Here is a 25,761-nt window from a genome sequence, read left to right on the forward strand (position 1 = left end):
GCCGGTCAGGGGCGGAGGTTGACGATCCAGCCGTAGAGGCCGACGACCCAGACGGCCAGCGGGACCAGCGCGATGATCAGCATGATCTCCACGATGTCGAGCAGCCGGCCCCAGACCGGGGAGATCCGCTTGCCGGCCACGGTGAGCCCGTAGATCAGGCTCACCACGGCCGCGAGCACCAGGCCGCCGAGGATCACGCCGAGGCGTACCGCCGTGGAGCCGTTGCCGAACGTGGCAGCGGCGGTCAGGCCGAGCCCGGCGGTGCCGGCGAACAGCACCGGGGTGCGCTGGGCGCGGCCCAGGAACGGCCGGGCCCGCAGCAGCGACAGCAGGGCCAGCACGAGGCAGAGCAGCACCGCCGGCAGGCTGCCGTGCAGCGCGAGCACGACCTGGGCGCCGAGCACCAGCAGCGACACCGTCCAGAGCAGGCCGGTCAGGAACTCGTCGGCCCGCTCGCTGAGCTGGAGGACCTGCCGGCCGTCCACCGACTCGGTGTCGCTCTTGAGGTCGTCGGGGCCGGTCGGGATGGACGGCACCGGCAGCCGGGCCAGCCGGTACGCCGCCATCGGCAGCGCCGGCACCGCGCCGAACGCGATCGCGGCCACCACCGCGGCGGCGGCCGGCGCGTCGGTGTCGAAGGCCAGGCTGACCACCGCGCCGAGGCCGGTGACGGCGCCGACCGCGACCGCGCCGAAGAAGAGCGGCAGCCGGTCGCCGACGGCCAGCGCGGCCACCGCCGCGCAGAGCACCACCGCCGTGGCGCCGAGGAGCACGTGCGGGGCGGCCAGCTCCGTCAACGGGCGGTCGCCGGCGAGCAGCAGCAGGCCGCCGACCCCCGCGTACGCCAGGCCGACGACCCCCAGCACCGACCCGGTCGCGCTGTCGGCGGCGGCCCGGGACAACACGGCCGCGGCGACCACCAGGGCGACCGCGACGACCAGCGCGGCCAGCGCGCCCGGCAGGTGCGGCGGCCCGGTGAACAGCGCCGCCACCGCGCCGGCGCCGAGCGCCGCGGCGGCGAAGAGCACCGCGAAGGAACGGGTGGTGCCGACCTGCCAGGCGCCCGGGCGCTGGTTGGTGGCGGTGGCGACGGCGTCGACCACGTCGTCGAAGACGATCTCCGGCGCGGTGGCGGACCGGGGATTGAAGTAGAGCACCTCGCCGTCGCGGATGCCGAGCTGCGTGGCGGTCCGGCCGCCGTCCAGCGGCTGGCCGCCCAGCCGGGCCAGGCTCCAGCCGCCGTGCCGCACCCCCTCGTCGGCCAGGTCCTCACCCGCGTAACGGAGCAGGGTCGGCAGCAGGTCGGCGAGCGGTACGTCCGACGGCAGCGCGAGGTCCATCCGGGTGCGGGGCGCCACGATGGTGATCCGGCTCAGGCCGCCGGTCGCCGTCTTCGTCGCCACAGTGGCCTCCTCGCGCTCTCTACGATCACCCCTGGCCGGCGACGCCGACGCACGGGTTCCTGACGCCCACGGGAGATTACCTACGATGGCGGGCACGTACGATGCCCACCCGACGACTCCGGTCGCTCGCCGAACTTCATCAGGGCCGCTTCTGGGGAGGAGACAGCCGTGAGCACGGTGGTGTTCCGCCGGCTCCCGCGTCAGCCGGGGCCTGCGCTGCCGCGAGGCGAGGTGCTGCTGGAGTCGCCTCCGGAGCTGCCCGAGCCCACCCCGCGTGGGATGGGGCAGCTGCTGATGATCCTGCCGATGGTCTGCGGCGTGGGCGCCATGGCGTTCCTCTACGCCGGCCGGGGTGGCGGCACGATGACCTACATCGCCGGCGGCCTCTTCGGCGTCTCGATGCTGGGCATGGCGATCGGGTCGCTGAGTAACGGCAACAACGACAAGGCCGAACTCAACGCCGACCGGCGCGACTACATGCGCTACCTGGCCCAGATGCGCAAGCGCACCCGGCGCGCCGCCGAGCAGCAGCGGGCGGCGATGGCCTGGCGGCACCCGGAGCCGGACGCGCTCTGGTCGATCGCCGCCTCCCGCCGGCTGTGGGAGCGGCGGATCACCGAGGACGACTTCGGCGAGACCCGGATCGCCACCGGTCCGCAGCGCCTGGCCGTGGAGATCGTCCCGCCGGAGACCAAGCCGGTCGAGGACCTGGAGCCGATGAGCGCCATCGCGCTGCGTCGCTTCGTCCGCGCCCACTCGAGCGTGCCGGACCTGCCGACCGCGCTCTCCGTGCGGGCGTTCAGCCGGGTGGTGCTGCGCGGCGACCGGGAGCCGGTGCTCGACCTGACGCGGGCCGCGCTCGGCCAGCTCGCCACCTTCCACGCCCCGGACGACATGGTCGTCGCGATCGTCGCCGCGCCGGACCGGCAGCCGTCCTGGGACTGGGTGAAGTGGCTGCCGCACAACCACCACAGCGCCCGCACCGACGCGGCGGGCGCCCGCCGGATGGTCTTCGCGAGCCTCGCCGAGGCCGAGGAGGCGCTCGCCGGCGAGCTGGCCGGCCGGCCCCGGTTCGCGCCGGAGGCGAAGCCGCTGACCAGCGCGGCGCACCTCGTGGTGGTGATCGACGGCGGCGAGGTCTCGGCGGCCTGCCAGCTCATGGGGCCGGGGCTGCTCGGCGCGACCGTCATCGACCTCTCCGGCACCGTGCCCCGGGACGCCGGCCGCTGGCTGCTCTGCCTCGACGTGGGCGACGGCAGCTCCCTCGAACTGGTCCGCGGCACCTCCTCGTCCCGGCTCGGCCGGCCGGACCGGCTCACCGAGGCCGCCGCCGAGGGGCTGGCCCGGCAGATCGCCCCGTACCGGCTGTCGCAGCAGCAGACCACGTCGGAGGAGCCGCTGGCGAAGAGCATGGAGCTGCCGGACCTGCTCGGCGTCGGCGACGCCGCCGCGGTCGACGTGCAGCAGACCTGGCGCCCGCGCAGCCACCGCGACCGGCTGCGCATCCCGCTCGGCGTCGGGCCGGACGGCAACGTGGTCGAGCTGGACTTCAAGGAGTCCGCGCACGAGGGCATGGGCCCGCACGGCCTGATCATCGGCGCGACCGGTTCCGGCAAGAGCGAGCTGCTGCGCACGATCGTCGGCGCGCTGGCGGTGACGCACTCCTCCGAGGAGCTCAATTTCGTCCTGGTCGACTTCAAGGGCGGCGCCACCTTCGCCTCGCTGGACGCGCTGCCGCACACCAGCGCGGTGATCACCAACCTGGCCGACGAGCTGCCGCTGGTCGACCGCATGAAGGACGCGCTGGCCGGCGAGATGACCCGCCGCCAGGAGGTGCTGCGGGCCGCCGGCAACTACGTCTCCCGCTACGACTACGAGAAGGCCCGGGCGGCCGGCGAGCCGCTGGACCCGATGCCCAGCCTGCTCATCATCTGCGACGAGTTCAGCGAGCTGCTCGCCGCGAAGCCCGACTTCATCGACCTCTTCGTGATGATCGGCCGGCTGGGCCGGTCGCTCGGCGTGCACCTGCTGCTGGCCAGCCAGCGGCTGGAGGAGGGCAAGCTGCGTGGCCTGGACACCCACCTGTCGTACCGGATCGGCCTGCGTACCTTCTCGGCGGTGGAGAGCCGGATCGTGCTCGGCGTGCCGGACGCGTACGAGCTGCCCAACGCCCCCGGCCACGGCTACCTGAAGACCGACACCAGCACCATGCTGCGGTTCCGGGCCGCGTACGTGTCCGGGCCGTACCGGGCCCCGGGGCAGGCCGGCGTGTCGTCGCGGGCGCTGGTGCAGCGCCGGATCGTCCGGTACGGGGTGGACTTCGTGCCGGTGCAGAACCCGACCCTGCCGGTGCCGGACGCGCCCGAGCCGGAGCAGCCCGCCGACGGCAAGGTCGTGGCGATGCTGGACGTGCTCATCGACCGGCTGAAGGGGCGGGGCCGCCCGGCGCACCAGGTCTGGCTGCCGCCGCTGGCGGAGCCGCCGGGCCTCGGCGAGCTGCTGCCGCCGCTGAGCGTCGACCCGAGGTACGGCCTCTGCACCGCCTCGTGGGGTGGTCGCGGGCGGCTGGCCGCTCCGGTCGGCATCGTGGACCGGCCGTACGAGCAGCGCCGGGACCCGATGCTCGTGGACCTGGCCGGCGCGGGCGGCAACGTGGTGATCGTCGGCGCCTCGCTCAGCGGCAAGAGCACGATGCTGCGCTCCATGCTCGCCTCGCTCGCGCTCACCCACACCCCGCGCGAGGTGCAGTTCTTCTGCCTGGACTTCGGTGGTGGCGCGCTGCGCAGCCTGGACGGGCTGCCGCACACGGCCGGTGTGGCCGGGCGGCGGGACACCGAGGCGGTACGCCGTACGGTGGCCGAGGTGGTGGCCGTCCTGGACGAGCGGGAGAACCGGTTCGCCCAGCACGGCATCGACTCGGTGGCCAGCTACCGCCGGCGCCGGGCGGCCGGGGAGTTCGCCGACGACCCGTTCGGCGACGTCTTCCTCGTCGTCGACGGCTGGAACACGCTGCGCCAGGAGTACGAGGAGCTGGAGCAGACCATCACCACCCTGGCCAACCGTGGCCTGGGCTTCGGCGTGCACGTGGTGCTGACCGCCGTGCGGTGGGCGGAGATCCGGATCAACATGCGGGACCTGCTCGGCACGAAGCTGGAGCTGCGTCTCGGTGACGCCAACGAGTCGGAGATCGACCGGCGGGCGGCGGCGAACGTCCCGACCGGTTCGCCCGGGCGCGGCCTGACCCGCGACAAGCTGCACTTCCTGACCGCCATCTCCCGGATCGACGGCCGGCGCGACATCGACGACCTTACCGAGGCGTCCATCGCCCTGTCCCGGCACGTCGCGGAGGCATGGAAGGGCCAGCCGGCGCCGAAGGTGCGACTGCTGCCGCGCAGGCTGCCCCTCAGCGAGCTGGCCCGGGTCGTCGACCGGTCGGCGCCGGGCCTGCCGATCGGCGTCAACGAGTCGGCGCTGGCCCCGGTCTACCTCGACCTCGTCAACGAGCCGCACCTGACGGTCTTCGGCGACGCCGAGTGCGGCAAGACCAACCTGCTGCGGCTGATCGCGCGGGGCATCACGGAGCGGTACACCCCGGCGCAGGCCCGGCTGGTCATCGCCGACTACCGGCGCGGTCTGCTCGGTGCGGTCGAGGGGGACCACCTGCTCGACTACGCGCCGTCGAACCAGGCGTTCGCGCAGGGGCTCGCCTCGATCCGCAGCGCGCTGTCCAACCGGCTGCCCGGCCCGGACGTCACCACCGCGCAGTTGCGCGACCGCAGCTGGTGGAAGGGGCCGGACCTCTACATCCTGGTCGACGACTACGACCTGGTCGCCTCGGGCGGGAACAACCCGCTCAGCGCCCTGCACGAGCTGCTGCCCCAGGCCCGCGACATCGGCCTGCACCTGATCGTCACCCGGCGGGTGGGTGGCGTGGCCCGGGCGCTCTACGAGCCGGTCCTGCAACGCCTGCGCGAGCTGGACCAGCCCGGCCTGCTGATGTCCGGCAACCGGGAGGAGGGCGCGGTCTTCGGCACGCTGCGGCCGAGCCCGCAGCCGCCCGGCCGGGGCACGCTGGTGCGCCGCCGCGACGGCCAGCAGCTCATCCAGACCGCCTGGTCGGAGCCGGCCTGAGGGTCCCCCGCCGAGACGGCGGTCGGCGGGACCGCCCCGGTGTGACGGCATCCGGTAACCTGCGGCACGAGCGTCGCAGCCGACGAGAGGACCGTTTTGAGCACATCGTGGACGCCCGGCGGCATGGGCGGGGCCGGACTCGAGGGCATCCTGCGCCAGGCGCAGGAGCAGCAGCGCCGGCTCGCGGACTTCCAGCGGCAGCGCGCCGAGCTGCGGGTCGTCGGGGAGAGCCCGGACGGCCTGGTCCAGGTCACCGTCGACGGCGACATGAAGGTCGGCGACGTCGAGATCGACGCACGGGCGATGCGGCTGGACAGCTTCAGCCTGGCCGAGTCGCTCCAGGCCGCCATCGACGCCGCCTACGACGCGCACGCCGAGCGGCAGCGCGAGCTGCTGGAGGAGATGCTCGGCGGCGCCGACCTGGTCCGACGGGCCGAGGCGGGCAAGGTCACCCCGGAGGAGTGGTTCCAGCAGTTCGGGGTGGATCTCAACGACCCGCTGCGCCGGCTGCGCGGCTGACGAGAGGAGAGGGTCAGTGGCCAACGTCGTCGACGTCGACGCCATCCGCAAGGCCGGGCAGAAGCTCGCGGCCGCCGACGGCCCGATGGCCTACCTGCGCAACGCGCAGCGGGCGCTGGAGGGCGTCAAACTGTCGGGCATGTCCATGACGCTGCTCGGCCTGTCCGCCGTCAGCGCGCACAACGATGCCGTCGACGGTCACCTCGACAACCTGCGCACCGGCGTCGAGCACCTGGAGAGGGCCGCCGCCAACCTCGAACAGAGCGCGCTCAACTGGGAGAAGTCGGACCAGCCCTGGGTGGTCAAGTGACCTCGCGGGTGCGGGACGCAGGGAGGGCTCGATGCCGGAGATCCTGATCGCGAATTCCTCGGGCTCGGTGGTGGGGACGCACAGCGTCGCCGCGCAGACCGCGCCGGTCCGCTCGTTGGCCGGGGCGGCCCGGGCCAACTGGGTGTGGCTGGTCGGCGCCGCGTTCCTGACCGCCGCCATCATCCACCTCGAGACGTTCGACAACGACGAGGTCAACCAGTCCATCAAGGAGTGGGGCGACGCGGCCCGCTTCCTGGGCGGCGACCAGTTCGGCGCGGCGCTGGAGAGCGTGATCCCCTCCAGCGACGAGTGGGACTTCGAGGACCGGGACGCGTTCGACGCCTTCGTGCAGAAGCTGAACGCCGAGATCGGGGCGCTCGCGGAGGCGCTCAACGCCAACAAGGACGCGCTGACCGCCGTCCGTGACCACTTCAACGCCTCGATCGACGCCCTGGTCGGCGCGTTGGTGCCGATCCTCATCGCGGTCATCGCGGCCGTGGCCCTCCAGGCGTTCCCGGCGACCGCGCCGCTGGCGCAGGCGATCGGGGTGGCCGGCCTCACCGCCACCGCGGCGATCCTCGGGCTCATCTTCACGGACATCGGCGCGCTGTTCTCCACGGTGGCGTCGGCGTTCCGCGGCAACAGCCAGTACAACTTCGTCTCGGACTCCCGTCCGGGCTGGGCGACCGGCGACGCCGACCCCGACATCCAGGACATCAAGATCGACTGGGTGCAGGATTCGGGCTTCTACCGGGCCTGAGCGACCGGGCCGAGAGGTTGGGTGCCACCGTGTGGCAGAGCATGTTGTTCGGGTACGCGCTGGCGACCGTCCCGGTCTTCCTCGTCCTGGGGTTGGTCGCGCAGCTCGCCCGGTCGCGGGTGGCCCGCAGGGCGATGGAACTCGTCCTGCTCAGTGGGGTGGCGGCGTTCGGGCTGGCCCTCGGCACCCTCGCCGACGACGCGGTGCAGTGGGTGCTCGTGTCGATGCTCGCCCTCATCTTCGTGGTCGGCCTGGTGATGCACGTCCGCTCGTACTCCCGTTCCTCCTAGTCGGACGGGGTTCTGCGGCGGGCATCCGCGTACGGCGCGGGGCAGGGCTGCGCGTGGTGGACACCGTCCGCTACGGTCTTGACTGAGTGTCCGTCGGTGGGGTGATTGCCTTGCGGCGGGGGAGGACGCGGCGACTGCGCCGCCACAAGAAGACGGAAGGGTGTGAAGCATGGCGTTCGAGGTCGAAGCAGCGACTCTGCATACCGCCGCGGGTGACGTGCGCTCCACGCGCAGCGAGGTCGACGGCGAGCTGAAGAAGCTGTGGAACGTGGTCGACGACCTGGCCATCGCCTGGAAGGGGCAGGCGTCCACCGGCTTCCAGTCGCTCATGCAGCGCTGGAACGAGGACACGGGCAAGCTGCTGACGGCGATGGACAACATCGCCGACCTGCTCGACAAGTCGGGTACGACGCACCAGGTCAACGACGAAGAGCAGCAGCAGATGCTGGACAAGTTCCACTCTGCACTCAACCCGTGATCCGCCGAGACGAGCAGGGGAGGGACTCATGAGCATCAAGGTTGACTACGCGGTCCTCGAGAGCAGCAACCAGCAGATGATGGCCATCTCGCGGACCATCGACGAGAAGCTGGACACGCTGCGTTCGATGCTGTCGAAGCTCCAGTGGGACGGTGAGGACCGTGCCGCTTACGAGCAGCACCAGGCGCAGTGGGACGCCGCCGTCCGGGACATCAACAAGATCCTGAACGACATCGGTGGCGCCGTGGGCATCGCCCGCGAGAACTACGTCAGCACCGAGATGAGCAACGCCAAGGCGTGGAACTGACACAATCGCCGACGCGGCTCCGGTCCGGTTCGACCGGGCCGGAGCCGCGTCGCGTTGTGCGTCGATAGGTCCTGGGAGAATCATGCGTGCGGGGAAGCCTTCGCGGCCCAAGCTCCGGCTGGCCGTCGCGGCGCTGGCGTTGGTCGTCGGCGCCGGTTCCGGTCCACTGGCCGCGCCGGCCCCGGCACGCGCCGACACGGTGCGCGGCCTCCAGTGGTACCTCGACACCCTGAAGATCCCGCAGGCCCACAAGCTCACCAAGGGCAAGGGCGTCACCGTCGCGGTCATCGACACCGGGGTCAACCCCAACCTGCCGGATCTGCGCGGTCAGGTCCTGCCGGGCAAGGGCATCGGTTCCGGGACGGCGGCCGACGGTCGCCGCGACGACGACGCCAGGAAGGCCCACGGTTCGGCGATGGCCGGGATCATCGCGTCCCGGGGCGGTGGCGCGATGCGGCACCTGGGCATCGCCCCGGAGGCGAAGATCCTGCCCGTCGCGATGGGCGACTCCTTCGACTCGGCAGACCTCTCGGCGGGCATCCGCTGGGCGGCCGACGCCGGCGCCGACGTGATCAACATGTCCGTCGGGACGGGCACGGCGGCGACCCCCGACGAGATCGCCGCCGTGCGGTACGCCCTGGACAAGGACGTCGTGCTGATCGCCTCGGCCGGCAACCGGCTGCAGAACGACCGCGTCGTCACCAGCCCCGCGAACATCCCCGGCGTCATCGCGGTGACCGGGCTGGCGAAGAACGGCGAGTTCTTCGCGCAGAGCGCCACCGGTCGGGAGGCCGTGCTCGCCGCGCCGATGCAGGAGATCATCTCTCCCCGGTCCGCGTCGGTGTCGTCCAACGGTTACGGCATCGGCAGCGGCACGAGCGACGCCGCCGCCATCACCTCCGGGGTGGCGGCGCTGGTCCGCGCGAAGTACCCGGACCTCGACGCGGCCAACGTGGCGAACCGGCTGATCCGCACCGCCCGGGACCAGGGCCCGGCCGGCCGCGACAGCCAGTACGGCTTCGGCGCGATCGACCCGCTGGCCGCGCTGACCCGCTCGGTGCCGGCGGTGGACGCGCACCCGTTGCTCGCCGGTGCCGCGAACGGCGCCGCCCCGTCCGCGGGCGCGGCGGAGCCGCAGAAGGACGACGGGCCGGCGGTGTCGATCAGCATGAAGAAGGACACCGGCGCGCTGGTCCGGGGAGCGCTCTGCCTGCTCGTGCCCGTCGCGTTGCTGATTCTCGTGATCGTGCTGGTGCGTCGGTCCCGACGGAAGGCGGCCGCTGCCCGGCCCGGCCCGCCCGGGTACCCGCCGCCCGGCGGCCCGCCCGGCTATCCGCCGCCGGGCTATCCACCGGTTGGCGGCCCGCAGGCCGGTCCGCCCGGTTATCCGCCGCCCCCCGGCCACCCGCCGGCCGGCGGCGCACCGGGCGGGTCGCACGGTAACCCTCAGTTCGGCGCGCCCGGATATCCGCCACCGGGCGGGGCACCGGGCATGCCCGCACCGCCCCAGGCGGGACCCCCGCCCGGGTACGGCCCGACGCCCACCGGCGGGACCCACCCGTACGGTGCGCCGCCGGCACCCCAGGCCGGTGCCTGGCAGCCGCCCGGCGCCGCGCCGACGGCACCACCCCCGCCGGCCCCCGGCGGACACCAGCAGTAAGCCACATTGTCAGTCGGCGACGGGGAGGAACCGATGACGGACGACAGGACGGACCAGCCGGAGGAGATCCGGGTGGACACCCCATACATGCCCATCACCCCGCTGGCACCCACCGTGCACGTCAGCGGCATCACGATGGACAACGTCAACCGGGCGCAGACCCCCTCCGGCCTGGTGCCGGGGGCGGGCGAGAGCGGCGACAACACGGAGTGGGACGCGTCCAGCCTGGACAGCGCCATCGAGTGGTTGGAGTCGCACGCCTCGTTTCTCAACAAGCAGTCGTACACGATGGTCGAGATCCAGGACAGGATGGGCGGCGCGGCGGCGTCGGGCGGCCTGAACGGCGTCGGCGGCGGGGCGACGAGCCCGCTCGGCGCCTTCGACCGGGCGGGCGACCTGGCCCGCAAGCACGGCAGCCTCTTCACCACCACGCAGCAGAGCGTCCGCAAGCTCGCCGAGGACCTCTACCAGGCCGCCAACGCGCTGCGCGAGGTCAAGGAGAACTACGAGACGGCGGAGAAGGCGAACGCCATGTCCGCCGCCGAGATGGAGCGCGCCTTCAGCCAAGCCGCCACCAACGGATCCAACGGCTGATCGGGAGGGTGACAGGATGCCGAGCTGGGAAGAGATGTGCCAGCAGATCGTCGTCGCGGGCAGGCCGGGCGACGTCACCAGCGCCGCCCTGGGCTGGGAGCAACTGCTGAAGAACCTGAACTCCGTCAAGGAGAGCCTGGAGACGAACGTCGCCGATCTCGGTGAGGTGTGGAAGGGCCCGGCGTACGAGTCCTTCAAGACCCACATCAAGCAGATCGCCACGGACACGGGCCGGGTCGTCGACGACGCCGAGAAGCACAACGGCATCGTCCAGTCGTTGAAGACCGCCGCCGACAAGCTGAGCGCCGCGCAGGCCGAGTTCCCCATCCCCGCGAGCTGCGTCAACGACGTGCTCGAGGCGCGCAACGGCCGCATCGTGATCGACACGGGCCTCTTCGAGATGAAGGTCAAGCCCGACTTCCTGGGCCTGCTCGACCCGCTCACCTCGCTCGCCGACTGGCTCAACGACAAGTCCGACGAGGCGGCCAAGGTCTACAACCAGGTCAGCGGCGAGTACGTGACGATCGACTCGGGCACGCCCGGCCAGACCACGCCGGGCACCACCCAGTCGCCGGACGTGCAGACCCCCGACCTCGGCGCCGGCCCCGGCGCCGGCAGCGTCGGCGGCGCGCCCAGCATGGGCGGCATGCCCTCGACCGGTGGCATGCCGGGCGGTGGCATGCCGTCGCTCAGCGGGGCCGGCGTGCCCGAGACCGGGACCACCGGGATCGGCTCCACCGCGCATCCCAACCTGACCGGTGGCGGCTACGACCCGAGCGGCGGCTACGACCCGAGCGGCGGTTACGACCCGAGCACCGGCAGCCTCGCCGACGACTACGGCAGCGGTCTGGCCGGTGCCGGCGCCCCGACGGTTCCCGCACTCGGCGGCGGCGGTGGCGGCGGTCTGCCCGGCACCTCCGGGCTCGGCGGCGGTGGCGGCCTGGGCTCCGGTGGCGGGCTCGGCGGCGGGGGCGTCATCCCGGGCGGCGGCTCGCTCGGCCGGCCGGTGAGCCCCAACATGGGGCCGATGATGGGCGGCGGCGCGGCGGGCGCCAACCGCGGTGGCGGCCGGGGCGCTGGTGGCAAGCTCGGTGCCGGCGGCAAGCTCGGTGCGGGCGGCATGGCGCCGATGATGGGCGGCGCGGCCGGTGGGGCCGGCCGTGGCGGCGGGCGCGCGGGTGCCGCCGGCGCGGGCGCCAAGGGCGTCGGCGCGGGCGCACGGGGCGTCGGTGGCATGGCCGGCATGGGTGCCGGCTACGGCGAGGAGGAGACCCCTCGCAACACCTGGCTGGAGGAGGACGAGGACGTCTGGGGCGCGGACGGCGGCGGTACGCCGGGCATCCTGCGCTGACGGAATCGCGCCGAGCGCCGTCCACCGCACCGGTGGGCGGCGCTCGGCGCTTTCCGGGGAGACCGGAGAGGGGCGTCAGCCGGTCGTGGCGTCCGTCGCGGACGGGCGGCGGCCCGGGCGCCAGCCCCGGCGTCGCCCGCGGACCAGGATCGGCTTGACGGAGAGCAGCAGCCCGGCGACGAGCGCGCCGACGACGGCGACCCAGACCGCGACGGTGCCCTGCCAGGCGAGCGGATCCTCGGTGGAGGGCGGTGCGGGCATCGCGCCGGCCGGCGGGTCGGTACGGGTGCCGAGCACGGTCGCCACCGCGCGGTACGGATTCACCACCCCGTGGCCGACCTCGGCGTTCTTCCCCTCGGGCGGGCTGTCGGCCGTCCGGATCAGCCGGTCGGCGACCTGCTCCGGGTCAAGGTCGGGGTGGGCGGCCCGGACCAGCGCGGCCACCCCGGAGACGTACGCGGCGGCGAAGCTGGTGCCGCCCTGCGGCTCGGCGAGGAAGCCCTCGCCCCCGGGGGCCGGGCCGAGGATGTTCAGCCCGGGTGCCGCGAGGTCGACGTAGTCTCCGCTCACCGAGCTGCCCACGTGACCGCCCTCCTCGTCCACCCCGGCGACCGCGATCACCCCGGGGTAGGCGGCCGGGAACGCGGGCCTGTCCTGCTGGTTCTCCTGGCGGTTGCCGGCGGCGGCCACCACGACCACCCCCTCGTCGAGGGCGTAGCGGACGGCGTCGGCGAGATCCTGCCGGTCCAGGGTCACCAACGACAGGTTGATCACGTCGGCGCCGTTGCGCACCGACCACCGGATCGCCTCGGCGATCTGCCCCGGCAGCCCCTCGTCGGCGGTGGTCTTCGTGTCGGGCAGGACGCGTACCGGGAGGATCCTGGCCTGCGGCGCGATGCCGCTGAACGACGCGCCGGTGCCCTCCTTCCCGGCGATGATGCCGGCGACGATGGTGCCGTGCCCGGCCAGGTCGCAGCGGCCCTCCTGCTGCGGCAGGCCGTTGAAGTCCCGGCCCACCCTGACCTGACCCTTCAGGGCGGGATGTAGGGCGGAGACGCCGGAGTCGATGACCGCCACCGTGACGCCGGCGCCCCGGGAGATCCGCCAGGCCGACGAGGGTTCGAGTCTCTTCAGCGGCCACGGCGTCTCGGCGGGGGCGGCGACGCCGGGGGGTCCGCAGCGGGGGACCGCCGCGGCGGCGGGCGACGGGGCGACGACGGCGGTGCCGAGCAGGACCGCGGCCGCTCCACCGAGGACCGCGCGGGCACCGCGCCCGCCTCGGCGGGCCGGCCCGGTCCCGCCCGGTCGGAAACTCTCGCGCACGCGGTGAGATTACCGCCGTGGGCCCACGGCGCGTGCCGCCGCCCGACCCGTCGTCAGGAACGCTCGGTGGCCTCGGCCGGTTCCTGCTCGTCGGCGAAGAGGGCGAGGAGGGCGCCGACCTGCCGGTCCGCCTCGGCGGGGTGCCGGAACCGCCCGGCGGGGTTGAGGGTGTACTCGTTGCGTCGGCCCACCCGGGTGCGGTGCAGGTAGCCGCCGGCCTCCAGGTCGGCGACGATCGCCTGCGCGGCCCGCTCGGTGACGCCCACCTCGTCGGCCACGTCGCGGAGGCGGGCGGTGGGGTTGCGGGCGATGGCGAGCAGCACGTGCCCGTGGTTGGTGAGGAACGTCCAGTTGCGGGTGCTCCCGTTCTCCCCTGTCGTCGCCATGTCCGCCATCGTATGGCCCCTGCTTCGTGTTTTGCTGTGTGCCCTCGCGGCCGGCGGACGCGCGGAGGGCCCGACCGCCGCCGCGCCGGGCCCGCCGAACATATGAAATGGATATCACGCATACCTTGACGTATCTTGCAGTGCGTGTGACGGTGGTGGCAGCCCGCGTCCAGCGTCGGCCCGGGTGACCAGGCCGTTCACGTGCGGAGCGAGGTGTGGGATGAGTCGTCCCGGATCGCCAGGAACTCAACCGGGCCCGGAGCGGACGCTCCCGGTGTCGACCACGGGCGGGGTGCCGGCCGACGTCGGCGCCACGTTCGCCGTCCCGGCGAGTCCCGAGCAGGCGCTCGCCGAGCTGCACGCCGGCAACCGGCGGTTCGTGACCGGCGCCCCGCGCCACCCCAACCAGGACGCCGGGCACCGCGCCGCGGTCGCCGACGGGCAGCACCCCTTCGCGGTGATCGTCGGCTGTTCCGACTCCCGGCTCGCCGCCGAGATCATCTTCGACCGTGGCCTCGGTGACCTCTTCGTGGTCCGCACCGCCGGGCACACCATCGGCCCCGAGGTGCTGGGCAGCGTGGAGTACGCCGTCACGGTCCTGGGCACGCCGCTGGTGGTGGTGCTCGGGCACGACTCCTGCGGGGCCGTCCAGGCGGCGCGTACGGCGGACGCCACCGGCACCCCGCCGGTCGGGCACCTGTGCGCCGTGGTGGACGCCGTGGTGCCGAGCCTGCGCCGGGCCGCCGCCGAGGGGGTGGACGACATCGACCGGATCGTCGACATCCACATCGCGCACACCGTCGAGGCGATGCTGGGCCGCTCCGCCGTGCTCGCCGCGGAGGTGGCCGCCGGCCGCTGCGGGGTGGTCGGCATGTCGTACCGGCTGACCGCCGGCGAGGTGCGGACGGTGGCCTCGGTGCCCGCCCGTGCGGCCGACGCGCCGGAGCCGGCGGCCAGCGCCGCGCTCGCCTGACCTCGCCCGCCGGCAGACCGTCGCGGCGGGCCCGCACGACGACAGAGGGCCGCTCCCGCGTCCGGCGGGGCGGCCCTCTGTGTGCGTGTGGTCCCGGCTAGAGCAGTGACACGTGGACGTGGTCGGTGTGGTTCGACGGGCCGCTGTAGGACTTCCAGCCGGTCGCCGGGAACCAGATCTGCCGGTTCCAGATCACGTAGTAGATGCCGAGCCGGTCGGCGTTGCGGACCAGGAACGCGGTGAGGTTGTTGCCGTACATGTAGGTGTCGTCGTTGTGCCAGGGGGAGAAGCCGCTGCGTTGCAGCGACCAGTCGCAGGCCCGGCCCTTCGGATGCTCGTACGGCCCACCGGAGCGGTAGCAGCCGACGAACCGGTTGAAGCCGGCCCGCTTGACCTCCTTGTACATGTGCAGCGTGCGCGCCGTGATGCAGCCGGAGGTGGTGGGGTCGTTCTCGGTGCAGGACAGGGGCTTCCAGTCGCCGTCGGCGGTGCGCCCCGGCGCCATCTTCGCCACCGGCGAGGTGGCCACCACCTTGCCGCTGGTCAGCCCCCTGCCGCCGACCAGCGCGAGCGCCTTCTCCGCCTCGCGCTTGCCACGGGCCAGTTCGTTCTTCAGCTTCTGCTGCTCGCGGACCTCGGCGTCGACCGCCAGCTTGGCCTGCTCTGCGCGGTCCTTGATCGCGTTGACCTCGGCCAGCTTCTTGGAGTTGACCAGGTTGATCTCGTCGAGGGCGGCGGCGCGCCTGACGAAGGAGTCGGGGCTGGCGGTGTCCAGCAGCATGGACACCGCGCCGATCCGCCCGGTGCGGTAGGACTGGGCGGCGATCTGGCTGACCTGGGGGGCCAGCGCGTCCAGCTCGGCCTGCGCCCGGTTGACCTCCAGGGCCAGCTCGAGCTGGCGCTCTTCCGATTTCTTCAGCTTCGCCTTGGCCTGCACGTAGGACCGGTTGCGGGCCTCGATGAGGTCGTCGAGCAGCTTGGGCTCGTCGTCCCCGTGCCCGGAGGGCTTGGGCGGGGTGGGCGCGGCCGCCGCCGGGAGAGGCCCGGCGAAGACCGCCAGGGCGGCGAGTACGGCCACCACGGGCGTCAACCAGCGGCGTAGGGGTGCCGTCACAGTTTTCCCTTCCGTCGACCGCCGACCGGGTTAGCTGACGGGTTCGGGGCGGAAGTGGCCCCTACCGCTGTCGCGGATTCACCCCACGTACCTGGGTCCCCGGTTCGCCTCGCGGCGATTGGGCGGCGGCACCGCAGGCGCCGCTGCGCGCCTTCGGCGGTGACCGGCAGCGAGGTTACCCGAGAACACTCCCGGGGATCTACGTCCCTAAGCCGACTAAATGCGTTATTTCGTAATGGCGGACGGTGAGCAGTGACGCGTTTATCAGGCCGTACGTCCTGTTCGGTCACGCTGAGGAGTGTCACCATGCGGTGTCCGTGCTCCTGTCCCGGTCGGGCCATCCGGCGGGAGCGGCGGACGGCGTGTCTCCGCGCGGCCCGCTGAGGGCCTCCAGCGCCTCGGACCGGTCGGCGGCCGGCCGGGGCGTCGGTGCGGGCGCGGCGCGGTCGGTGGCGTCCCCGCCGCGGCGGCCGGCGGTGGTCACCAGGGCCGCCAGCCCGGTGGTCAGTGGCACGGCGGCGATCAGGCCCAGGGTGGCGACCGCGCTGCGGACGATCTCCTGGGCGAGGAACTCGCTGGTGAGAAGTTGGGTCACCGCCCGCGAGTCGGCCGTCAGCAGGAGCAGCACCGGCAGGGAGGCGCCGGCGTACGCCAGCACGATGGTGTTCACCGTCGAGGCGATGTGCGCCCGGCCGACCCGGGTCGCCGCCCGGTAGAGCTGCGTCCGGGACAGCCCGGGGTTGGCGTGCGCCAGCTCGGTGACCGTGGCGGCCTGGGTCACCGTGACGTCGTCCAGCACCCCGAGGGAGCCGATGATGATCCCGGCCAGCAGCAGCCCGTGCAGGTCGACGTCGGCCTGGTACATCGACAGCGTGGTGGCGTCCTCGGAGCCGAATCCGGTCAGGTGGGTCGCGGCGGTGGCGATCGTGCCGAGGACGCCGGTCAGCACCAGGCTGCCCAACGTGCCGAGCACGGCCACCGAGGTCTGCGCGGTCACGCCGTGGGTCAGGTAGAGCACCACGAACATGATCAGCGCGGCGCCGACGACCGCGACCAGCAGGGGCGGGCTCCCGGCGCCGATGCCCGGCAGCACGAAGGTCAGCAGGATGGCGAAGCTCGCCGCCAGGCCGGCCAGCGCGGCCAGCCCGCGCCACCGTCCGAAGGCGACGATGGCGGCCGCGAAGAGCGCCACCAGCCAGACCAGCGGCTTGCCGCGCTGGTGCTCGGCGATGTTGTAGGTGCTGGCCGTGGGGTCGGCGGGGTCGGTGAGCTCGACCAGGATGATCTCGTCGTCCACGGCGACGGTCGGCGCGCCGGGGCCGGCGGGCACCGGCGTCTCCACCTGCTGGCCGGCGTCGGGACCGTCCTGCACCCGTACGGTGACCGTGCCGCAGGGACCCTGCGACCCGCCGGGACTCCCCTCCGGAATCTCCGGGGTGGGCGGGCACGGCTCCGTCACGACCCGCGTCACCGTGCCGTGGTAGCGGGGCGCGTCGGTGCCGGTCGGCGGGTCGGGCGCGTCCCACGGCCACAGCACCAGGGCGGCGATCAGCGTGGCGACGAAGAGGGGCACCACCGTCGCGACGAGGATCCGCCGCACCCTCGGCGGGGCGGACGGAGCGGGACGGGTGTGGTCGGCGCCCAACGAGTTTCTCCCAACGAATCCAGGGCGGGGTACGTGCCGGCGGGCCGGTCGGTTCACCCGTCGCCGCGTGGCGGGACGGGGATCGCTTCCGTGTGGCGGCGCGGTCACGTACCGCGGTCCCGGGCCTCCGTCCGGTCGCGGGTGGTCGGTGTTGCCGCCCGGCGGGGCGCGCGGGGCGGGCGGTGCGGAATCCGGAGGGCCACCGGCCGAATGGTAGCCACCCCGACATCCGGGCGCAGGTCGTGCGGGTGATGTCGGGGTGTGGCGTCGCCGTGTGCCCGCGTCTCGTCGCGGGGCCGAGGGGCGGGGCGGGTCAGCCGCGCTTCATCAGGCGGCCGACGGCGGCCATCATCTCGGTGGCCATCTCGTCGGCGCGCCCCTCGGCCGCGCCCTCGTGCATGCAGTGCCGGGCGTGCCCGTCGAGCAGGCCGAGCGCGACCTTGTCCAGGGCGGCCTGGATCGCGGAGATCTGGGTGAGCACGTCGATGCAGTAGCGGTCCTCGTCGACCATCTTCTCGATGCCACGGACCTGCCCCTCGACGCGGCGCAGCCGCGCGAGCAGCTGGTCCTTGGTGGCGGTGTATCCCCTGATCGGGGTGGGCGTCGGTGTGGTCATGGGGACGAGGATAGCGTACCCCTCGGGGGTATGGTACGTTCGTTCCTGGCCGGCATACCCCCACCGGGTACCGGTACAAGACACAGGCACCGGTCCGCCTCCGCATTACCCCCGGGGGGTATATGCTGGGGGCGGCGAGAGGAGAGTTCGATGATCACCACGACGTACCAGGTGCAGGGCATGACCTGCGGGCACTGCGCCACCGCGGTCAGCACCGAGGTCGGCGCGATCCCGGGCGTCAGCGACGTCCAGGTCGACGTCGCCGCCGGTCGGGTCACCGTCACCAGCGAGGGCCCGTTGGAAACCGACACCGTGCGCTCCGCCGTCGACGAGGCCGGTTACAGCCTCGTCGGCGCCTGAGATCGGGCACGGGGGAAACGAGGCACATCATGAACACGGCGACGAAGCTGAGCGGTTTCGCCCTCGGCCTCGCGGTGGTGTTCGGCGCGACGTACGGGGTCGGTCGGGTGGCCGACCCCGTGGCGCCGCCCGCCGAGGCCCCGCACGAGGCCGGCGGGGGGCACGGCGAGGACGGCGGAGCCGGACACGGGGGCGACAACGGCGCGGCGGGGCACCTGCCCGGCGGCCTGCTCGTCTCCGACCGTGGCTACACCCTGCGTCCGGTGGACGCCCCGGCCGGGCAGTTCGCCTTCCAGGTCACCGGTCCGGACGGCCGGGCGGTGACCGCGTACGACGTGGCGCACGACAAGCGCATGCACCTGATCGTGGCCCGCCGCGATCTCTCCGGCTTCCGGCACGTGCACCCGGAGATGGCGCCCGACGGCACCTGGCGGGTCGACTCGCCGCTCGCCGGGCCGGGCGTCTGGCGCGCGTTCGCCGACTTCACCCCGACCGGGGGCGAGGCGCTGACCCTCGGCGTCGACGTGAGCGTCCCCGGCGCGCTGACCGCGCGGCCCCTGCCCGCGCCGGCGACCAGCACCACGGTCGACGGCTACACCGTCACGCTCGCCGGCGCCCCGCAGCCCGGCCGCACCGCCGAGCTGACCCTGACCGTGAGCCGCGACGGCGCGCCGGTCACCGACCTGGAGCCCTACCTGGGCGCGTACGGCCACCTGGTGGCGCTGCGCCAGGGCGACCTGGCGTACCTGCACGTGCACCCGCACGGTGAGCCGGGCGACGGGCGGACGCGGCCCGGCCCCGAGGTGAGCTTCTCGGCGGAAATGCCGTCGGCGGGCGCCTACCGGCTCTACCTGGACTTCAAGCACGGCGGCGTCGTGCGTACCGCCGAGTTCACCGTCGTCGCCGGCAGCCCGACCGCGCCGGGTGTCCCGGCCACGACCGGCTCCCCGGCGGCGGGCACACCCGCCGCCACGAGCTCCCCGACCGCCGACGCCGGCCACGGCGTCCCCGGTCACGGGCACGACTGACGGGAAGCGTGATGACAACCAAGCCCTTGCTGACGGCGCCGAACCAGATCGAGCTGGCGATCGGCGGCATGACCTGCGCCTCCTGCGCCGCCCGGATCGAGAAGAAGCTGAACCGGATGGACGGGGTGACCGCCACCGTCAACTACGCCACGGAGAAGGCCACCGTCCGGTACGCCGACGAGGTCACCCCGGACGAGCTGATCGCCACGGTGGAGAAGACCGGCTACACGGCGGCCCTGCCGCCCCCGCCCACGCCCGCCGGTGGCGAACCGGCCGCCGAGCCGGTGGACGAGCTGCGCGGCCTGCGTACCCGGCTGTGGGTCTCGGCCGTGCTCACCGTGCCGGTGATCGTGCTGGCGATGGTGCCCGCCTGGCAGTTCGACTTCTGGCAGTGGCTGTCGCTGACCCTGGCCGCCCCGGTCGTGGTCTACGGCGGGCTGCCCTTCCACCGGGCGGCCTGGATCAACCTGCGGCACGGCGCGGCGACCATGGACACCCTGGTCTCGCTCGGCACCCTGGCGGCGTTCGGCTGGTCGATCTGGGCGCTCTTCCTCGGCACGGCCGGGACGCCGGGGATGACCCACCCGTTCAGTCTCGCGATCAACCGCTCCGACGGCGCCGGCAACATCTACCTGGAGGCGGCGGCCGGGGTGACCGTGTTCATCCTCGCCGGCCGCTACTTCGAAGCGCGGGCGAAGCGGACCGCCGGCGCGGCCCTGCGCGCCCTGCTCGAACTGGGCGCCAAGGACGTCGCGGTGCTGCGCGGCGGCACGGAGACCCGGATCCCGGTGGACCAGCTCGTGGTGGGGGACCGGTTCGTGGTGCGGCCCGGCGAGAAGATCGCCACGGACGGCGTGGTCGACGAGGGCACCTCGGCGGTCGACGCCAGCATGCTCACCGGCGAGTCCGTCCCGGTCGAGGTCGGCCCGGGCGACTCCGTGGTCGGCGCGACCGTCAACGCGGGCGGCCGGCTGGTGGTCAGCGCCACCCGCATCGGCGGCGACACCCAACTGGCCCAGATGGCCCGGCTGGTCGAGCAGGCGCAGACCGGCAAGGCGGCGGTGCAGCGGCTGGCCGACCGGATCTCCGGCGTCTTCGTGCCGATCGTGATCGCCCTCGCGGTGGGCACCCTCGGCTGGTGGCTCGGCAGCGGGTCGGGCGGCACCGCCGCGTTCACCGCCGCCGTGGCGGTGCTGATCATCGCCTGCCCGTGCGCCCTCGGGCTGGCCACGCCGACCGCCCTGCTGGTCGGCACCGGCCGGGGCGCGCAGCTCGGCGTGCTGATCAAGGGGCCGGAGGTGCTGGAGTCCACGAAGCAGGTGGACACCGTCGTGCTGGACAAGACCGGCACCGTCACCACCGGCCGGATGACCCTGGTGGACGTGGTCCCGGCGGCCGGCGAGGACCGCGCCGAACTGCTGCGGCTCGCCGGCGCGCTGGAGTCCGCGTCCGAGCACCCGATCGCCCGGGCCGTCGCCGCCGGGGCGGCCGAGGCGGGCACGCTGCCGCCGGTGACCGGCTTCGTCAACGCCGAAGGGCTCGGCGTGAGCGGGACGGTCGACGGTCGGGAGGTGCTGATCGGCCGGCCCCGACTGCTGCGCGAGCACGGCCTCGACGTACCGGAGGAGGTCGCGCGGGCGGTGGCCACGGCGGAGGCGAAGGGGCGGACGGCGGTGCTGGCCGGCTGGGACGGCCGGGCCCGCGGGGTCCTCGCGGTGGCCGACGTGGTCCGACCGACGAGCCGGGCGGCGATCGCGCGGCTCCGGGCGCTCGGCCTGACGCCGGTGCTGCTGACCGGCGACAACACCACCGTCGCCCGCGCCGTGGCCGCCGAGCTGGGCATCGACGAGGTGATCGCCGAGGTGCTGCCCGCCGACAAGGTCGACGTCGTGCGGCGGCTCCAGGACGAGGGGCGGGTGGTGGCGATGGTCGGCGACGGGGTCAACGACGCCGCCGCGTTGGCCCAGGCCGACCTCGGCCTGGCGATGGGCACCGGCACGGACGTGGCGATCGAGGCGTCCGACCTGACCCTGGTCCGGGGCGACCTGATGGCCGCCGTGGACGCGATCCGGCTCGCCCGGCGCACCCTCGGCATCATCAAGGGCAACCTGTTCTGGGCCTTCGCCTACAACGTGGCGGCCCTGCCGCTGGCCGCCGCCGGCCTGCTGAACCCGATGATCGCCGGCGCCGCGATGGCCTTCTCCTCGGTCTTCGTGGTCGCCAACAGCCTCCGGCTGCGGGGCTTCCGCCCGGTTGCCTGAGCCCTCCGCCCCGTGCCGCCGGCCCCCACCCGCCAGGGGCCGGCGGCACGGATCGTGGCGGGTCCGCCGGCCCGCCGGCCCGCGCCGCCCGCCTGCGGTGGGTGACCGGGGCGGTTGGACGGCGGCGGTACGGGGTATTCGAAGGGCGTACCGGCACCGCCAATCGGGAGGTTGACATGGGTTTCGACGATAAGATCAACAACACGACCGAGGATGCGGCCGGCAAGCTGAAGGAAGGCGCCGGCCGGGCCACCGACAACGAGCGGCTCGAGGCCGAGGGGCGCAACGACCAGGCCAGTGCCAAGCTCAAGCAGGCCGGCGAGAAGATCAAGGACGCCTTCAAGAGCTGACCCGCGTACGCGCCCTCCGCCGGATCGGTCTCAAGCCGACCCGGCGGGGGGCGTACTGGCGTGTCCCGCGGGAGGCGCCACTCGTTGGCAGGTCGACGTCCCGCCGCCCGGCGCCGGCCGAACCCGTGCCGTCACCCCTGACGGCCGAGACCCCGAACGGGAGGTCCCTTGTCCCGATCCGTCGTCTACGCGCGGCGCGCCGCCGCCACGGTGGCGCTCGGGGTGCTGGCCGTGGGATGCCAGGACAGCGCGCGGGAGGAGGCCGCCCGGACCGGCGCGGCCCCGCCGAGCCCGACGGCGTCGGCGAGCGCCGCCCCGAGCCCCTCCCCGGTCGCCACGACCGCCGCCAACACCGCCGAGGTCTGCCGCGAGGTCGACCGGCTCATCGTCGCCGGCAGCCGGCGGATCGCCACCGACTCGGCCGCCTCGGTCACCCGCGACCTCACCGGTGAGCAGGTCGCCGACCAGCTCCGGCGCAACCTGGCGGAGCTGGCGGACGACGTACGCGGGCAGGCCCGTCGCGCCGCCGACCCGGACATCCGCGCCCTGATCCAGGAGACCGCCGACCGGATCGACGCCGGTTCCCGGGCGGTCCGGCCGGCCGCCTGGATGGACTCCACCTTCACCGGAATCCCACCGAAGCTCACCCGCGAGTGCCGCGCCTGAAGCCGCTCGGCGCGTCGCCCTGCGTCGCCGACGCCTGACCCCGGGACGCCGGCCGGCCTGCACCCCGTGCCGCACGCCGGCCGGCGTCCGTCAATGTGACTCCCGCGGGCACCGGGACTCATCGGTCCCCGTCAGCCGGGCGGCCCGCAACTCCAGGTAGCGCTGCTCCGGCAGGCTCGTCGTCCCCCGGGCCGCCGCCAGGTACGCCGCCCGCGCCCGCTCCGGTTCGCCGGCCAGCTCCAGCAGGTGGGCGCGGACGGCGGCGAGCCGGTGGTGCCCGGCCGTGCGGTCGTCGTCGTCGAGCGGGGCGAGCAGGGCCAGTCCGGCGCGGGGACCGTCCACCATGGCCACCGCGACGGCCTGGTTCAGGGTGACCATCGGGCTCGGGGCGGTCCGGGCCAGCAGCCGGTAGAGCGCCAGGATCTGTCGCCAGTCGGTGCGCCCGGCGGACGGGGCCTCGGCGTGCACGGCGGCGATCGCCGCCTGGAGCTGGTACGGGCCGGGCGGTGACCAGGTCAACGCCTCGGTGACCAGCGCGGTCCCCTCGGCGATGGCGGCGTGGTCCCAGCGGGCGCGGTCCTGCTCGGCGAGCGGGACCAGCTCCCCGGCCGGCCCGGTGCGGGCGGCCCGGTGCGCGTCGGTGAGCAGCATCAACGCCAGCAGCCCGGTCACCTCGCCGTCGCCCGGGAGCAGCCGGTGCACCAGCCGGGCCAGCCGGATCGCCTCGGTGGTCAGGTCCGCCCGGTGCAGGTCCGGCCCGCTGGACGCGGTGTACCCCTCGTTGAAGACCAGGTAGAGCACCTGGAGCACGGCCCGTAGCCGCTCGTCCCGGTCCCCGGGGGCGGGCATCGTGAACCGCGCCCCGGCGGCCTCGATCCGCTGCTTGGCCCGGCGGATGCGCTGGCTCATCGTCGCCTCGGGCACGAGGTACGCCCTCGCGATCTGCGCGGTGGTGAGGCCGCCGACCGCCCGCAGCGTCAGCGCGACCTGAGCCGACCGGGCCAGCGCCGGGTGGCAGCAGAGGAACAGCAGGGCCAGGGTGTCGTCCCCCGCCGGCGGCTGTTCGTCGGCGGCCGGCGCGACCGTCGCGTACGCCGGCTCGCGGGCGGCCAGCGCGGCCTCCCGGTCCCGCCGGGCGCGCTCGCTGCGCCACTCGTCGGTCAGCCGGCGCGTGGCGACGGTGAGCAACCAGGCCCGGGGGTTGTCCGGCACGCCCTGCTCCGGCCACTGCACGGCGGCGGCGAGCAGCGCCTCCTGCACGGCGTCCTCGGCGGCGTCGAACTGGCCGTGCCGGCGGACGAGCAGGCCGAGGACCTGCGGCGCCAGGTCGCGCAGCAGGTCCTCGAGGTGCCCTCCGGTCACATCTCCGTCCCGGCCTCGTCCATGATCGCCCGCACCTCCAGCACGCCGAAGCCCCGCCGCACGTCCGGCCAGCTGGCGGCGATCTCGGTGGCCCGCTCGGGGCTGTCGCAGTCGACCATCAGGTAGCCGGCGAACTGTTCCTTGCTCTCCATGTACGGCCCGTCGGTCACCTCCGGCCGGTCACCGGCCAGCCGGACCGTACGCGCCTGCGAGGGGTCGGCCAGGGCCTGGCCGCCGAGGAACTCGCCCGACTCGGTCAGCTCCCGCATGACCTCGTCGACCTCGCCGAAGAGCGCGGTGCGCTCCTGCTCCGACAGCCCCTCAACGAACCCCGGGCGGTTCCAGATCAGCAGCATGTACTTCATCGGGTGCTCCTCGTTGCGTCGGCCGCGCCCATGGTGGCGCGTCTGCGGTGAAAGGTCGGAGCCGACCCGCCGGTTCCGACAACCGGCCGTGCGGAATCTCAGCGCCGGCCGCGTACCTGGCGCTTCGGGGCGGGGCCGGCGCCGAGCGAGGCGCGGTCGGCGGCGGAGGTGCCCGACGACCAGCCCTCGGCGTCGCGCACGGTCAGCCGGCCCCTGACGACGCCGGGGAAGAGCGTGTCGAGGCGTTCGCGTACCGCCTCGGCGCGGGTGGCGAGCACCGGCAGCAGCCGCTCCGGCCCGGCCTGCGCCGTCGCCTCGCGGTCGGCCGCGTCGGTGGCGGCCCGCAGCCGCTCGCCGATCCGCAGCGCGAAGGCGTTGAGGAAGGACTCGTCGTAGTCGCGGGTCCGCCGGCCGGTGCCCTTGGCCCGCCGTTCCCCCCGGCCGCGCAGCATCGCGGCGGTGGCCTGCACCAGCAGCGAGGTGTAGAGCAGCTCGACCGCCTCCAGGTCGGCCGGCCAGCCCAGCACGGTGGTGAAGCCGAGGTCGTCGGACCAGACCGCCTCGCAGCGGTTCGCCGCCGCCACCTCCTGCGCCAGCAGCGCCTTCGCGCCCGCGTACGGGGCCTCGGTGCCGAGGCGCACCCCGCCGGGCCGGTCGGCGGGCTCGGCGACGCCCGCCAGCAGCGCCTGGTCGATGCTGTGCCGGGCGATCAGCTCCTGGGCCTTGCCGGTCAGCGCCTCCGCCTCGGCCGGGTAGGTGGTCGACTCCGCCTTGGCCAGCAGCGCCCGCACCCGGTCGAGCATCCGCGAGGCGCTGCCCGACCCGCCACGCGCGACGGCCGTCCCGGGCGCGCCGGGCGGCGGGCGCAGCACGGCGATCGGCGGGAGCCCCTCGACCAGGGCCAGCGCGTCGACCGCCGCCCGCAGCGCGGTGAACCGGTCGCAGCCGGCGCGGGCGGACCAGGCGGCCAGGTGGCCCTCGTCGGCGTCCCACCACACCCCGGCGCCCAGGTCGCGCAGCTGGTCGTCCCACCACGGCGGCACCGGGTCGGCCAGCTCGCGGCGCTGCGCGGCGAGCGCGTCGGTGACCAGCCCGGCCCCCCGGGGGCCGAGCCGGCGGGCGGCGAGCCGGGCGAGGTCCACCGGCTGCCAGCCGTGCCGGGCCAGCCGCCCGACGCCCCGGGCCAGCCGGCGCAGAAGGGCGGCGTCCACCGCCGCCGCGCCGTCCGCGGCGCCCGACCCGATCATCAGCCGGTCCAGCTGCCGCTCCGCGAGGCGTACGTCGGTGCCGCGTACCGCCGCGAGCGCGTCGTTGACCAGTTCCTCGGCGTCCGGCACGGCCGTGTCCTCCTGGGGTCTGCTTCTTCCGCGCCCGGGAAACGATCGTCGCCCGCCCGCCGAAGGTACCCCCGGGCCCGCGTGCCGTCCGCCGGTCGTGACCCGTGCCACCGGACCGCCCGTCCCTCCGGGGAAGTTCCGCATGGTTCGGCCGGTCCCGGGTAGTTCGGGG

General features: G+C 74.2%; 25 protein-coding genes and 1 riboswitch. Of the genes, 16 read left to right on the forward strand and 9 right to left on the reverse strand.

Annotated elements, in window-relative coordinates:
- Nucleotides 1-5 precede the first annotated feature (5 nt).
- A complete protein-coding gene (eccD, locus tag ACLQ22_RS00125) occupies nucleotides 6-1,403 on the reverse strand; it encodes a type VII secretion integral membrane protein EccD (protein WP_425690501.1) in 1,398 nt (465 codons plus the stop codon).
- Between the two features lie 168 nt (nucleotides 1,404-1,571).
- On the opposite strand from eccD, the gene eccCa reads away from it, so the two are divergent.
- From eccCa to ACLQ22_RS00175, 10 genes are all read left to right on the forward strand, one after another.
- Nucleotides 1,572-5,534 carry a type VII secretion protein EccCa gene (gene eccCa, locus ACLQ22_RS00130; protein WP_425690502.1) on the forward strand — a complete coding sequence of 1,321 codons (3,963 nt, stop codon included), beginning with the start codon at nucleotides 1,572-1,574 and terminating at the stop codon, nucleotides 5,532-5,534.
- Nucleotides 5,535-5,630: 96 nt separating this feature from the next.
- A complete protein-coding gene (locus tag ACLQ22_RS00135) occupies nucleotides 5,631-6,053 on the forward strand; it encodes a YbaB/EbfC family nucleoid-associated protein (protein ID WP_425690503.1) in 423 nt (140 codons plus the stop codon).
- 16 nt (nucleotides 6,054-6,069) lie between these two features.
- Nucleotides 6,070-6,363: a hypothetical protein gene (locus tag ACLQ22_RS00140; protein WP_121396953.1), complete on the forward strand. Its 294-nt coding sequence runs from the start codon at nucleotides 6,070-6,072 to the stop codon at nucleotides 6,361-6,363.
- Nucleotides 6,364-6,394: 31 nt separating this feature from the next.
- The gene (locus ACLQ22_RS00145) at nucleotides 6,395-7,123 is read left to right on the forward strand and encodes a hypothetical protein (protein ID WP_121396952.1); all 729 of its coding nucleotides are present in this window, start codon (nucleotides 6,395-6,397) and stop codon (nucleotides 7,121-7,123) included.
- Between the two features lie 29 nt (nucleotides 7,124-7,152).
- Nucleotides 7,153-7,413, forward strand: coding sequence for a hypothetical protein (locus ACLQ22_RS00150; RefSeq protein ID WP_425690504.1), 261 nt, complete (start codon nucleotides 7,153-7,155; stop codon nucleotides 7,411-7,413).
- Between the two features lie 169 nt (nucleotides 7,414-7,582).
- Nucleotides 7,583-7,891, forward strand: coding sequence for a WXG100 family type VII secretion target (locus ACLQ22_RS00155; protein ID WP_121396950.1), 309 nt, complete (start codon nucleotides 7,583-7,585; stop codon nucleotides 7,889-7,891).
- 28 nt (nucleotides 7,892-7,919) lie between these two features.
- Entirely contained in the window at nucleotides 7,920-8,198 is a 279-nt protein-coding gene (locus ACLQ22_RS00160; RefSeq protein ID WP_089002279.1) for a WXG100 family type VII secretion target, read from the forward strand.
- An 82-nt stretch (nucleotides 8,199-8,280) separates the two neighbouring features.
- Nucleotides 8,281-9,858: a S8 family serine peptidase gene (locus tag ACLQ22_RS00165; RefSeq protein WP_425690505.1), complete on the forward strand. Its 1,578-nt coding sequence runs from the start codon at nucleotides 8,281-8,283 to the stop codon at nucleotides 9,856-9,858.
- A gap of 33 nt (nucleotides 9,859-9,891) precedes the next feature.
- Entirely contained in the window at nucleotides 9,892-10,452 is a 561-nt protein-coding gene (locus ACLQ22_RS00170; RefSeq protein WP_425690506.1) for a hypothetical protein, read from the forward strand.
- A gap of 16 nt (nucleotides 10,453-10,468) precedes the next feature.
- Nucleotides 10,469-11,803: a WXG100 family type VII secretion target gene (locus ACLQ22_RS00175; RefSeq protein WP_425690507.1), complete on the forward strand. Its 1,335-nt coding sequence runs from the start codon at nucleotides 10,469-10,471 to the stop codon at nucleotides 11,801-11,803.
- A gap of 75 nt (nucleotides 11,804-11,878) precedes the next feature.
- Here ACLQ22_RS00175 and mycP read toward each other — a convergent pair whose 3' ends face one another.
- Nucleotides 11,879-13,126 (reverse strand): type VII secretion-associated serine protease mycosin, encoded by a 1,248-nt coding sequence (gene mycP / locus ACLQ22_RS00180; protein ID WP_425690508.1) that lies wholly within the window; start codon nucleotides 13,124-13,126, stop codon nucleotides 11,879-11,881.
- Nucleotides 13,127-13,179: 53 nt separating this feature from the next.
- Nucleotides 13,180-13,521 carry a helix-turn-helix transcriptional regulator gene (locus ACLQ22_RS00185; RefSeq protein ID WP_121396946.1) on the reverse strand — a complete coding sequence of 114 codons (342 nt, stop codon included), beginning with the start codon at nucleotides 13,519-13,521 and terminating at the stop codon, nucleotides 13,180-13,182.
- A 211-nt stretch (nucleotides 13,522-13,732) separates the two neighbouring features.
- On the opposite strand from ACLQ22_RS00185, the gene ACLQ22_RS00190 reads away from it, so the two are divergent.
- A complete protein-coding gene (locus tag ACLQ22_RS00190; protein WP_425690509.1) occupies nucleotides 13,733-14,485 on the forward strand; it encodes a carbonic anhydrase in 753 nt (250 codons plus the stop codon).
- A 97-nt stretch (nucleotides 14,486-14,582) separates the two neighbouring features.
- On the opposite strand, the gene ACLQ22_RS00195 is transcribed toward ACLQ22_RS00190, so the two are convergent.
- From ACLQ22_RS00195 to ACLQ22_RS00205, 3 genes are all read right to left on the reverse strand, one after another.
- Nucleotides 14,583-15,599 carry a coiled-coil domain-containing protein gene (locus ACLQ22_RS00195; RefSeq protein ID WP_425690510.1) on the reverse strand — a complete coding sequence of 339 codons (1,017 nt, stop codon included), beginning with the start codon at nucleotides 15,597-15,599 and terminating at the stop codon, nucleotides 14,583-14,585.
- A 3-nt stretch (nucleotides 15,600-15,602) separates the two neighbouring features.
- Nucleotides 15,603-15,734: riboswitch (cyclic di-AMP (ydaO/yuaA leader) on the reverse strand.
- Between the two features lie 166 nt (nucleotides 15,735-15,900).
- Nucleotides 15,901-17,244 carry a YibE/F family protein gene (locus tag ACLQ22_RS00200; protein WP_425690511.1) on the reverse strand — a complete coding sequence of 448 codons (1,344 nt, stop codon included), beginning with the start codon at nucleotides 17,242-17,244 and terminating at the stop codon, nucleotides 15,901-15,903.
- Between the two features lie 313 nt (nucleotides 17,245-17,557).
- A complete protein-coding gene (locus tag ACLQ22_RS00205) occupies nucleotides 17,558-17,860 on the reverse strand; it encodes a metal-sensitive transcriptional regulator (protein ID WP_121396942.1) in 303 nt (100 codons plus the stop codon).
- Between the two features lie 150 nt (nucleotides 17,861-18,010).
- Here ACLQ22_RS00205 and ACLQ22_RS00210 point away from each other — a divergent pair, with 150 nt between their 5' ends.
- The 5 genes from ACLQ22_RS00210 (at nucleotide 18,011) to ACLQ22_RS00230 (ending at nucleotide 22,525) form a co-directional block, all read left to right on the forward strand.
- Nucleotides 18,011-18,220 (forward strand): heavy-metal-associated domain-containing protein, encoded by a 210-nt coding sequence (locus tag ACLQ22_RS00210; RefSeq protein ID WP_425690512.1) that lies wholly within the window; start codon nucleotides 18,011-18,013, stop codon nucleotides 18,218-18,220.
- A gap of 29 nt (nucleotides 18,221-18,249) precedes the next feature.
- Nucleotides 18,250-19,248, forward strand: coding sequence for a hypothetical protein (locus ACLQ22_RS00215; RefSeq protein ID WP_425690513.1), 999 nt, complete (start codon nucleotides 18,250-18,252; stop codon nucleotides 19,246-19,248).
- Between the two features lie 11 nt (nucleotides 19,249-19,259).
- Nucleotides 19,260-21,509: a heavy metal translocating P-type ATPase gene (locus ACLQ22_RS00220; protein WP_425690514.1), complete on the forward strand. Its 2,250-nt coding sequence runs from the start codon at nucleotides 19,260-19,262 to the stop codon at nucleotides 21,507-21,509.
- A gap of 176 nt (nucleotides 21,510-21,685) precedes the next feature.
- Nucleotides 21,686-21,859: a CsbD family protein gene (locus ACLQ22_RS00225; RefSeq protein WP_121396938.1), complete on the forward strand. Its 174-nt coding sequence runs from the start codon at nucleotides 21,686-21,688 to the stop codon at nucleotides 21,857-21,859.
- Between the two features lie 168 nt (nucleotides 21,860-22,027).
- Nucleotides 22,028-22,525: a hypothetical protein gene (locus tag ACLQ22_RS00230; RefSeq protein ID WP_425690515.1), complete on the forward strand. Its 498-nt coding sequence runs from the start codon at nucleotides 22,028-22,030 to the stop codon at nucleotides 22,523-22,525.
- Between the two features lie 90 nt (nucleotides 22,526-22,615).
- Here the strand turns inward: ACLQ22_RS00230 and ACLQ22_RS00235 are convergent, their stop codons facing one another.
- The 3 genes from ACLQ22_RS00235 to ACLQ22_RS00245 form a co-directional block, all read right to left on the reverse strand.
- On the reverse strand, nucleotides 22,616-23,887 hold the full coding sequence (locus ACLQ22_RS00235; RefSeq protein ID WP_425690516.1) for an RNA polymerase sigma factor: 1,272 nt from the start codon (nucleotides 23,885-23,887) through the stop codon (nucleotides 22,616-22,618).
- Nucleotides 23,884-24,252 (reverse strand): YciI family protein, encoded by a 369-nt coding sequence (locus ACLQ22_RS00240; protein WP_425690517.1) that lies wholly within the window; start codon nucleotides 24,250-24,252, stop codon nucleotides 23,884-23,886. Before ACLQ22_RS00240 ends, ACLQ22_RS00235 begins: the two co-directional genes overlap by 4 nt.
- Before the next feature lie 98 nt (nucleotides 24,253-24,350).
- Complete coding sequence (locus ACLQ22_RS00245) at nucleotides 24,351-25,589, reverse strand: DUF2786 domain-containing protein (RefSeq protein ID WP_425690518.1); 1,239 nt, start codon at nucleotides 25,587-25,589, stop codon at nucleotides 24,351-24,353.
- Nucleotides 25,590-25,761: the final 172 nt, after the last annotated feature.

The sequence above is a fragment of the Micromonospora sp. DT178 genome, assembly GCF_049841695.1.
GTDB lineage: Bacteria > Actinomycetota > Actinomycetes > Mycobacteriales > Micromonosporaceae > Micromonospora.

Excerpts from the sequence above, each read along its gene's own strand:
- ACLQ22_RS00240 (WP_425690517.1), bottom strand. The coding sequence starts at position 24,252 with ATGAAGTACATGCTGCTGATCTGGAACCGCCCGGGGTTCGTTGAGGGG.
- ACLQ22_RS00165 (WP_425690505.1), top strand. The coding sequence starts at position 8,281 with ATGCGTGCGGGGAAGCCTTCGCGGCCCAAGCTCCGGCTGGCCGTCGCG.
- ACLQ22_RS00170 (WP_425690506.1), top strand. The coding sequence starts at position 9,892 with ATGACGGACGACAGGACGGACCAGCCGGAGGAGATCCGGGTGGACACC.
- ACLQ22_RS00205 (WP_121396942.1), bottom strand. The coding sequence starts at position 17,860 with ATGACCACACCGACGCCCACCCCGATCAGGGGATACACCGCCACCAAG.
- ACLQ22_RS00190 (WP_425690509.1), top strand. The coding sequence starts at position 13,733 with ATGAGTCGTCCCGGATCGCCAGGAACTCAACCGGGCCCGGAGCGGACG.
- ACLQ22_RS00175 (WP_425690507.1), top strand. The coding sequence starts at position 10,469 with ATGCCGAGCTGGGAAGAGATGTGCCAGCAGATCGTCGTCGCGGGCAGG.
- ACLQ22_RS00220 (WP_425690514.1), top strand. The coding sequence starts at position 19,260 with ATGACAACCAAGCCCTTGCTGACGGCGCCGAACCAGATCGAGCTGGCG.
- ACLQ22_RS00145 (WP_121396952.1), top strand. The coding sequence starts at position 6,395 with ATGCCGGAGATCCTGATCGCGAATTCCTCGGGCTCGGTGGTGGGGACG.
- ACLQ22_RS00225 (WP_121396938.1), top strand. The coding sequence starts at position 21,686 with ATGGGTTTCGACGATAAGATCAACAACACGACCGAGGATGCGGCCGGC.
- ACLQ22_RS00155 (WP_121396950.1), top strand. The coding sequence starts at position 7,583 with ATGGCGTTCGAGGTCGAAGCAGCGACTCTGCATACCGCCGCGGGTGAC.
- ACLQ22_RS00210 (WP_425690512.1), top strand. The coding sequence starts at position 18,011 with ATGATCACCACGACGTACCAGGTGCAGGGCATGACCTGCGGGCACTGC.
- ACLQ22_RS00185 (WP_121396946.1), bottom strand. The coding sequence starts at position 13,521 with ATGGCGGACATGGCGACGACAGGGGAGAACGGGAGCACCCGCAACTGG.
- ACLQ22_RS00215 (WP_425690513.1), top strand. The coding sequence starts at position 18,250 with ATGAACACGGCGACGAAGCTGAGCGGTTTCGCCCTCGGCCTCGCGGTG.
- ACLQ22_RS00160 (WP_089002279.1), top strand. The coding sequence starts at position 7,920 with ATGAGCATCAAGGTTGACTACGCGGTCCTCGAGAGCAGCAACCAGCAG.